Origin of the sequence: Streptomyces corynorhini (genome assembly GCF_003346515.1) — a bacterium.
GTDB classification, from domain to species: Bacteria; Actinomycetota; Actinomycetes; order Streptomycetales; family Streptomycetaceae; genus Streptomyces; species Streptomyces corynorhini.
This window is the reverse complement of the sequence record NZ_QQNA01000235.1, coordinates 1-8,930: the sequence shown is the minus strand read 5'-3', so window position 1 is coordinate 8,930 and position 8,930 is coordinate 1. Positions and strand designations below refer to the sequence as shown.

Below are 8,930 nucleotides of genomic sequence, written 5' to 3'. Positions count from 1 at the left end.
ACCGCCGGTACTACCGCCGGGCCCGGCGGTAGTACCGGCGGTAGTACCGGCGGTGCTTCCTGCCGTGGTACCGGCGGCGGTCGCGGCGGTGCTTCCTGCCGTGGTCCCGTCCGTGGTCCCGGCGGTGCTCGCGTCCCCGGCCGCGACCGCCGCCTGTTCCTCGACCACCCCGAGGACGAACGGCGCGAGCGCCGTGACGGCGGTGACTCCGATGACCAGGGCGTGACGCAGGCGCAGTTGCATGGGGACCGTGGCCTTTGCGGATCGCGAGGCGTTCGGGGCGGGGACGGGGGCGGGGGCGGATGCGTGGTGACGGCTGCCTGCGGGCGGATGCCTTACAACGGATACCTGCGGGCGGCCGTCAGCTGACGGGTGCCTGCGGGCGGCCATCAGCTGACGGGTGCCTGCTGACGGGTGTCTGGCTCCGGCTGCCTGACTACGGCTGCCCGGCGCTCGACGCTGACATATGCCTTCGGCCCCTCGTCCGCTTTCCGGCCCCACCGCGCCGATACATCACATAAATGCACCCCATCAGCCGAGACCCACGCCCCCCGCGCCCCTCCGGCGCCCGAAGACCGGCGCCAACACGAGCTGCGCCGCGCCCTCCGCCACCAGATGCGGACCGCCCCCGGCCGCGCTCACCGGAACAGCCGTACCGCCCAGGGCGCGCGCGGCGACGGCCGCGCCCACGCCCCGCACGAAACGCTCCTCGTGGGCGGCGATCGTACGGCCGCCGAGCAGCACGCGGTCGATGTCGAGCAGCCCGACCAGATTCGCCGCCCCCGCGCCGAGCACGCGCGCGGCCTCGTCCGGATCGCCCCGGCCGACGGCCGCCAGGCAGAGCGCCTCGACGCAGCCGCGGTTCCCGCAGTCGCACACGGGCCCGTCGAGCTGGATGACCTGGTGGCCGAACTCGCCCGCGCCGGTACGTTCGCCGCGGTGCAGCCCGCCGCCGAGGACGAGTCCCGCGCCCAGGCCCGTACCGAGGTGCAGATAGGCGAAGGAGTCGCCCGGTCCGCGCAGGGTGAGTCCGAGGGCGGCGGCGTTGGTGTCCTTGTCGAGGACGACGGGGAGCCGGAGGCGGTCGGCGAGGATGTCGCGCAGGGGGCAACCGGCCCACTGCGGAAAGCCGGTGACGCGCCCGAGGACACCGGAGGTGTGGTCGAGCGGACCGGGCATGGCGACGCCGACCCCGAGCAGCTCCCCGGCTGCCGTAGCCGTCTCCCCGGTGGTGGCACCGGTCGCGGTACCCGTAGTGGCCCCGGTCGCGAACTTGACCCCGGTCTCGGCCTTGTCCCCGGTCGTGGCCTTGTCCCCGGTCGTGGCTCCGGCCCTCGCTCCGGCCCCGGCTCCGGCCCCGGCTTCGGCCCCGGCTTCGGCCCTCGCACCGGCCCTCGATCCGACCGTCGATCCGGCCCTCCCCCCGCCTGTGGTCGTAGCCGCGGCCAGGGCCCCCGCTCCGCCTCCACCTCCGCCTCCGCCTCCTCCGCCGCCGCCGCCCGCTCTCGCGTGCTCGGCGCGCACCGCGTCCACCGCGCGCGCCACCGCCGCGACGACGGGCTCCGTACCCGCGCCGAGGTCGAGCGGGGCGCTCCGTACCGCCACCGGCACACCGGCCAGATCCACCAGGACCGCCACCAGTTCGTCGCGTTCCAGGTGCAGCCCCACGGCGTACGCGGCGGACGGCACCAGCCGCAGTACGGTCCTGGGCTTGCCGCCCGTGGACGCGCGGCGCCCGGCCTCCGCCGCCAGGCCCTCCGCGCGCAGCCTCGCGGTGATCTTGCTGACCGCCTGCGGGGTGAGCCCGGTGCGGTCGGCGAGTTCCAGGCGGCTGATGCCGCCCTCGCCCGCCGTGCGCAGCAGATCGAGCACGAGAGCGGCGTTGTGGCCGCGCAGCACCGGGAGATTGGCGCCCGCGCCGAACCCGGCGGCCAGGCCGCCGGGGCCGGGCCGGCCGGGCCCGGCGGCCCCGCTGCCGCCGCCTACCGCGCTGCCGCCGCCACCGACCGCGCCGCCACCGACCGCGCCGCCACCGACCGCGCTGCCGCCGACTGCGCTGCCGCCGCCACCGTCGGCGCCGTCGTCGCCGTCACGTCCGTACCTGTCCGTCGCGTCTTTCACCTTCGCATTGTGCCTGCTGCTTGCACTTTGGCAACACCGTTGCTTAAGTGGTCGGCATGACTGGCATGACTGGCATGACTCGTACCGGAACCGGCACGGGCGCTGACGCCCCCCTGCGCGTCGGGCTCGTGGGCTACGGCCTCGCGGGCTCCGTCTTCCACGCCCCGCTGATCGCCGCCACCGACGGGCTCGTCCTCGACACGGTCGTCACCTCCAGCCCGGAACGCCGGGCGCAGGCGCACGCCGAGTTCCCGGACGTACGGTTCGAGGCGTCGCCCGACGCTCTGTGGGAGCGGGCGGACCGGGGCGGGAGCGCGGGGGCCGCGCCGCTCGATCTGGTCGTCATCGCCTCGCCCAACAAGACGCACGTCCCGATCGCGACGGCCGCCCTCAAGGCCGGGCTGCCGGTCGTCGTGGACAAGCCGCTCGCGGGCAGCGCGGCCGAGGCGCGCGGGCTGGCGGCGCTGGCCGAGGAGCGCGGTCTGCTGCTCTCCGTCTTCCAGAACCGGCGCTGGGACAACGACTTCCTCACCCTCGCCCGCCTCATCGGCGCAGGGGAGCTGGGGGACGTGTGGCGCTTCGAGTCCCGCTTCGAGCGGTGGCGCCCCCAACTGAAGGGCGGCTGGCGCGAGTCGGGCGCGGACGAGGAGATCGGCGGGCTGCTGTACGACCTCGGCAGCCACGTGGTCGACCAGGCGCTGGTGCTGTTCGGCCCGGCGGTACGGGTGTACGCGGAGAGCGACGTCCGCCGCACGGGCGCCGCGGCCGACGACGACACGTTCATCGCGATCACGCACGCGAACGGAGTCCGCTCCCACCTCTACGTCAGTGCCACCGCCGCCCAACTGGGGCCGCGTTTCAGGGTGCTGGGCTCGAAGGCCGGTTACGTGAAGTACGGCCTCGACCCGCAGGAGGCGGACCTGCGCGACGGCAGGCGGCCGGGCGCAGGGCCGGGCTGGGGCGTGGAGCCCGAGGCGCTCTGGGGCCGGATCGGCGCGGGCCAGTCGCCGTTGACGGGTGGCGGCCACCCGGTGGAGACCGAGCCGGGCGACTACCCGGCGTACTACGCGGGGATCGCCGCCGCCCTGCGCGACGCCACCGAACCGCCGGTGACGGCGCGTCAGGCGGCGTCCGCGCTCGACGTACTGGAGGCGGCCCGGCGCTCGGCGCGCGAGGGTGTCACGGTCGACCTGGAGGAGACGCGGCGATGAGCACCGAACTGCCCGGAGTGGCCGAACTCGAAGCGCAGGAAGCCCGGTTGGTCCTCAGCCACTTCACCCACGACGACGCGTGGGCGCTCGGCAGCCTGCTGGTCGGACTCGCGCGCGGACGGCACGCGCCGGTGGCGATCGACATCCGCCGCGGCGCGCAGCAGCTGTTCCACTGCGCGCTGCCGGGCTCGACGGCGGACAACACCGCGTGGATCGACCGCAAGCGCCGGGTGGTGGAACGGTACGGCGCCGCCTCACTGCTCGTGGGCGCCCGCTTCCGTGCCAAGGGGACGACCTTCGAGGAGTCCTCCCGGCTCGACCCGAATCTGTACGCGGCCCACGGGGGCTCGTTCCCGATCGCCGTCGAGGGCGCGGGAATCATCGGCGCGGCCACGGTCTCGGGGCTGCCGCAGGCGGAGGACCACGCGCTGGTGGTGGAGGCGCTGGAGCGGCTGAGGTCGTGAAGGGGGACGCCGTACCCGTACCCGTGCCCTTGCCCGCCCCGTAACACCCGTCCTGGTCCTCGTCCCGGTACCCGTAGCAGCCGCAGCCGCAGCCGCAGCCATACGGTCCATGCCCGTGGCCGTAGGGGGTCCGTACCCGTAGCCGTACTCCGCGTACAGATGTACTCGGGTACGGCTACGCGTCCTTCAGGACCTGGCGCTGCCGCCCCAGCCCCTCGATCTCCAGCTCCACCACGTCTCCCGCCCGCAGATACGGCTTGGGCTCCGGGTGGCCCATCGCCACGCCCGCCGGCGTCCCCGTGTTGATGACGTCGCCCGGGTAGAGCGTCATGAAATGGCTGACGTAGCGCACGACTTCGCCGACGCCGAAGATCTGCTCGGCGGTCGTCCCGTCCTGCTTGGTCTCGCCGTTGACACGGAGGCTGAGCCGCAGGGCCTGCGGGTCCGGCACCTCGTCCGCGGTGACCAGCCAGGGGCCGAGCGGGTTGAACGTCTCGCAGTTCTTGCCCTTGTCCCACGTACCGCCGCGCTCGATCTGGAACTCGCGCTCGGAGACGTCGTGCGAGACGGCGTATCCGGCGACATGCGCGAGGCCGTCCTCGGCGGAGTCCAGATAGCGTGCGGTGCGGCCGATGACGACCGCGAGTTCGACCTCCCAGTCGGTCTTGCGGCTGCCCCTCGGTACGAGGACGGTGTCATCAGGTCCGACCACTGTGTCCGGCGCCTTGAAGAAGATGATCGGTTCCACCGGGATCGGTGCCCCGGTCTCGGCCGCGTGGTCGTGGTAGTTCAGCCCGATACAGACGATCTTCCCGATCCGCGCGAGCGGCGGCCCGACGCGCGGACCGCCCGTACCGCCGCCGTCGAGGACCGGCAGCTCGCCGGAGGCCGCGGCGTCCCTGATCCGGCCAAGGGCGGCCGGATCGGCGAGAAGCGCGCCGTCGACGTCGGTGACCAGCGCCGAGAGGTCCCTGAGGGTCGTGCCGTCCTCGTCCAGCAACGCCGGGCGTTCCGCGCCCGCCGCACCGACTCGCAGCAGCTTCACGCGCTGTCCCCTTTCCCGCAGGTCCCGCAGGTACTTCTGGTCCCGCGCTGGTACTTCTGGTCTCGCAGGTGCCTCTGTCCGCCGACGGCACCCCGTACGGAAGAACCCGTCTGACGGCCGCGGCCGTCAGGAGCCGTGACCATCAGACGGGGATCGGCCGATCTTCCAAGACATCGGATGACTGTGCAAGACCCCGTTCATTCCGTGGACGGAATCCGGCCGCCGGAGCCGTGCGTCCGAGCGCCGCGCGTTCGAGCACCCCGCGCCCCCGCGCCCCCGCGTCACATCGCGGTCGCGGGGGCCGACGCGCCCGCCGCCGGCATGTCGCGGTAGAGGAAGTAGCGCTCGGCCGCCGTCCAGGTCGTGCTGGTCACCACGTACAGCGCGGCGGCCAGCGGCACGACGGCGACGGTGAAGAGCGTCGCGAAGGACATCAGCGGCATCACCTTCGTCATCGCCCCCATGCCGGGGACCTGCTGGCCGTCCGGTCCGGCCGGCAGCGCGGGCGCCTTCGCCATCTGGATCTTCGTCCGCCGGTAGTTGAACGTGGCCACACCCGCGACGATCGCGAAGAGCGCCACGTACACGAGCCCCGCTCCCCCGAACGCCCCGCCGCCCGAGAGCGCGTCCGCCCAACGCCCGCCGAGCGGCGCGGCGAAGAGGGAGTGGCCGAGCAACTCGTTGGCGCGGCCGCCGATCTCGCGGCTGGAGAAGAGGTGGTACATCAGGAAGAAGGCGGGCATCTGCGCCAGGCTCGGCAGGCAGCCGGAGAGCGGGGAGACCTTCTCCTTGGTGTGCAGTTCCATGAGCGCCTTCTGCATGCGCTCGGGGTTCTTCGCGTGCTTCTTCCGCAACTCCGCGATCTGCGGGGCGAGCTTGGTACGGGCCTTCTGGCCACGCGCCGACGCCCGGGAGAGAGGATGCACGGCGAGCCGTACGCAGGCGGTGAAGAGGACGATCGCCATCGCGGCCGAACCGTCGTGGAAGAGCGGCTGGAGAAGATCGGCCAGCAGCCCGACCAGATGCGCGAACGCGGACATGAAAGCGGACATGGGTGAGCCCTCCGGGGCGTCTCGTCGTGCCGGGGGAAGACAGCCGCCGCGCGGTGGTCGGGGCGGCGGGTACCACCGCGGGAAGGCGGCGGATACGGCAGGACGGCGCGCGCGGGGACTCCGCGGCGCGCTCCGCGCGGGGACCGTTGCGGACCGGTGGGCGGAGCGGTGGGGCGTGGTGGGGCGGTGGAGCCCTACGCGGCCGTCGGCAGGAGACGGCCGGGGGCTCGGGGCCTGATGCGGCCCGAACCGTCGGGATCGCGCTGCGGCAGGAACGCGGTGCGCTGCTCGCGGTCGCGGATGGCCGTCCGTACCCGCTGGCGCGGTACGGCGGGCACGGAACGCGCGCTGATGACGGCGCAGGCCGCGAGGGTGGAGCCGACGGCGGCGGTGGCGGCGAGGGCGACGGCGGCGGAGAGGCTGCCGGCGTCGACGAGGAGGACCTCGGTGAGGAGGAAGATCAGCAGCCCGGCGGGGCGCAGCAGCCGCAACGCGCTGCGGACCATGGCCGCCCTCCCCTCTCTCGTCCCGCTCGTCCCGCTCGTCCTGCCATAAGGCATATGGGCCTCAGAATGTGAGCCTCAAACCGTTATACACGATGGGCCACCCGTGGCTGAAGCCGCGCGAGGAGGGCCGCGGGCCCTCGCGTGGCCGTCCACCACCCCGCGGAACGACCCCACGGTCACCCGCCATGTCGGCCATCGGGGCACCGCCCCGGTCACCGCCCCGGTCACCCGCCGGGGGCACCGCCCGGTCACCCCGCACACACTCACCCCCGCACACAGTCACCCCCGCTCGCGCTCACCGCACCCGCGCCCCCGCACACAGTCACCCCGTGATCATCCACGCGGTCGTCCAGGGGACGCGCGGCCGTCCGGGGACACACGGTCGCCCGAGGACACACGGTCGTCCAGGGAGTCCTGCGCGAGCACCTCCGCGTCCGGCCTGCCGTCGAGGCGGTCGGCGCTTCCCGCGCAGGTCACCCCCAACGCCACCAGCAGGTTCGCGGCGAGCGCGACGATCCCGGCGTTGATCCCCCACACCGGATCGTGGCCGCTGAACACGAGCGCGCACACCGTCGCGACGCCCACGGCCAGCCCGCTCAGCCCGCCCGCGAGCGTGAACCTGCGCCACACCAGCCCCAGCAGCAGCATGGGCAGGAGCTGCGCCATGGCCTCGTACGAGATGAGCGAGAGCCGTACGAGGGTGTTGGGCACCGTGTACGTCATCACCAGCGCGATCACGCCCGCCGCGACCACCACCACCTGCGCCGCGCCCTTCTGCCGGGTCCGCAGGCGCGGTACGAGGGAGAGGACGCTGCGCCCCCACATCGTGCCGATCACCAGCATGAAGACGGCCATCGGCACGACCGACGAGAGCGCCGCCGCGACCCCGATGAGCCCGACCGCCCAGGCGGGCAGCGAGTCGACGACGAGCCGGAAGAGTGCGAGGTTCGAGTCGGCGCCCGCCAGCCCGGGGACGACGAAGAGCGCGGCCGTCCCGAGGAGCACGGGGACGAAGAGCAGCACGTTGTAGGCGGGCAGCCAGATGGCGTTGCGGCGCAGCGCGTCGGCGCTGCGGGCGCCCAGGTAGCCGGCGACGGTGGTGGGGAAGATGACGACGGTCAGGGCGTTGAGCAGCGACGTCGTCACGAACCACCCCGTACCCAGCCCGCTGTCCGCCCCGCCCGCTCCGGGCAGGGTCAGCCAGGCGCTCTTCTCGTCGACGAGCCGGTCGAGGAGGGGCCCGTAGCCGCCGAAGTAGTGCGTGGGCACGTACACGGCGAGGAACCCGAGCGTCCCGATGACCAGGACGTCCTTGAGCACGGAGACCCAGGCGCTGCCGCGCAGCCCGCTGACCACGACGAAGCCGGTGGTCACGGCGAAGGCGACGAAATAGCCGAGTTCGAGGCTGACGGTGCCGTACGAGATGACGGAGACGACGACGCCCATGCCGGTGATCTGGAGCTGGATGTAGGGGAGCAGGAAGACGGTGGCGAGGACGGCGACGAGGGCGCCGAGCCAGGGCCTGCCGTAACGGTGGGCGATGATGTCCGTGATGCCGACGAGGTCGTGGCGGCGGGCGTAGCGCCAGAGCATGGGGCCGACGACGTAGCCGACCGCGTAACCGCAGGACATGTAGGCGACCACGTAGAGCACGGGCGCGCCGTAGTTGTAGCCCCAGCCCGCGGCGCCGAGGTAGCTGAAGCTGGTGTAGCTCTCGCCCGCCATCAGGACCCAGACGAAGACGGCGCCGAGGCTGCGCCCGCCGACGGACCACTCGGCGAGCCCGCCCCCGGTGCCGGCGCGGCCGCGGACGGCGAGGAGCCCGAGTCCGACGGTGGCGATCATGAAGAGGCCGAAGACGGAGGTGGCGACGGCGGCGTTCACTCCCGCTCCCCCGGGGTGCCGCCTCGGCGGTCCGCCAGGCGCCGGTCTCCGCGGTAGGCGCGCCAGACGGCGAGGGGAGTGACGACGGTGGAGCCGAGCAGCCACAGGGCGAGGAAGGGCAGGCCGAGGACGACGGGCTGGACGCGGTTCACCCAGGGCAGGGCGCCCAGGAAGAGAACGAAGGGCACCAGCAGCCAGAGCAGGTGGGGGCGGTCTCGAAGCACGTCTGGACCTTAGGGCCTCTCGTGGGGATCGTGCCGGACGCGCGGGTCCTGGCACCGCGTCTCGCCGCGTTGTCGTCACGCGCCCACACGGCGCGGGGGCGCACTCCTACGCCTTGCGATCCACGGCACCAGACCCCGCTCCCTCATCCGGCCTGATCCAGACGAAAGACCCTGGGGCCTCTCGTTTGGATCATGCCGGGCTCGCGAGCCCTGGTGCCGCGCCTCGCCGCGTTGTCGTCAGTCGCCTACGCTCCGCGTGGGCTCCCTCCTCCGCCTTGCGATCCACGGCACCAGACCCCGCTCCCTCATCCGGCCTGATCCAGACGAAAGACCCTGGGGCCTCTCGTTTGGATCATGCCGGGCTCGCGAGCCCTGGTGCCGCGCCTCGCCGCGTTGTCGTCAGTCGCCTACGCTCCGCGTGGG

9 protein-coding genes are annotated in these 8,930 nt (G+C 73.3%); 2 read left to right on the top strand and 7 right to left on the bottom strand.

Going from position 1 to position 8,930, the window contains the following annotated elements; all coding sequences use genetic code 11:
* On the bottom strand, nt 1–243 hold a 243-nt coding region (locus DVH02_RS36450), incomplete at its 3' end, for a hypothetical protein (protein WP_233518466.1).
* Nucleotides 244–531: 288 nt separating this feature from the next.
* Nucleotides 532–1,935 (bottom strand): ROK family transcriptional regulator, encoded by a 1,404-nt coding sequence (locus tag DVH02_RS26080; RefSeq protein ID WP_407697681.1) that lies wholly within the window; start codon nt 1,933–1,935, stop codon nt 532–534.
* Nucleotides 1,936–2,186: 251 nt separating this feature from the next.
* Here DVH02_RS26080 and DVH02_RS26075 point away from each other — a divergent pair, with 251 nt between their 5' ends.
* Nucleotides 2,187–3,332 carry a Gfo/Idh/MocA family oxidoreductase gene (locus tag DVH02_RS26075; protein ID WP_114626300.1) on the top strand — a complete coding sequence of 382 codons (1,146 nt, stop codon included), beginning with the start codon at nt 2,187–2,189 and terminating at the stop codon, nt 3,330–3,332.
* Nucleotides 3,329–3,796: a heme-degrading domain-containing protein gene (locus DVH02_RS26070; protein ID WP_114626299.1), complete on the top strand. Its 468-nt coding sequence runs from the start codon at nt 3,329–3,331 to the stop codon at nt 3,794–3,796. Before DVH02_RS26075 ends, DVH02_RS26070 begins: the two co-directional genes overlap by 4 nt.
* A 175-nt stretch (nt 3,797–3,971) precedes the next feature.
* On the opposite strand, the gene DVH02_RS26065 is transcribed toward DVH02_RS26070, so the two are convergent.
* The 5 genes from DVH02_RS26065 to DVH02_RS26045 all read right to left on the bottom strand — a co-directional run bounded on the left by DVH02_RS26065 (nt 3,972) and on the right by DVH02_RS26045 (nt 8,507).
* Nucleotides 3,972–4,841, bottom strand: a complete 870-nt coding sequence (locus DVH02_RS26065) for a fumarylacetoacetate hydrolase family protein (protein WP_114626298.1) — start codon at nt 4,839–4,841, stop codon at nt 3,972–3,974.
* Between the two features lie 281 nt (nt 4,842–5,122).
* The gene (locus DVH02_RS26060; protein WP_114626297.1) at nt 5,123–5,893 is read right to left on the bottom strand and encodes a YidC/Oxa1 family membrane protein insertase; all 771 of its coding nucleotides are present in this window, start codon (nt 5,891–5,893) and stop codon (nt 5,123–5,125) included.
* A 194-nt stretch (nt 5,894–6,087) separates the two neighbouring features.
* Nucleotides 6,088–6,399: a DUF6412 domain-containing protein gene (locus DVH02_RS26055; RefSeq protein WP_114626296.1), complete on the bottom strand. Its 312-nt coding sequence runs from the start codon at nt 6,397–6,399 to the stop codon at nt 6,088–6,090.
* A 333-nt stretch (nt 6,400–6,732) separates the two neighbouring features.
* Nucleotides 6,733–8,283 carry a sodium:solute symporter family protein gene (locus tag DVH02_RS26050; RefSeq protein WP_114626295.1) on the bottom strand — a complete coding sequence of 517 codons (1,551 nt, stop codon included), beginning with the start codon at nt 8,281–8,283 and terminating at the stop codon, nt 6,733–6,735.
* A complete protein-coding gene (locus DVH02_RS26045) occupies nt 8,280–8,507 on the bottom strand; it encodes a DUF3311 domain-containing protein (RefSeq protein WP_233518465.1) in 228 nt (75 codons plus the stop codon). The genes DVH02_RS26050 and DVH02_RS26045 overlap by 4 nt, the downstream gene beginning before the upstream one ends.
* Nucleotides 8,508–8,930 lie beyond the last annotated feature (423 nt).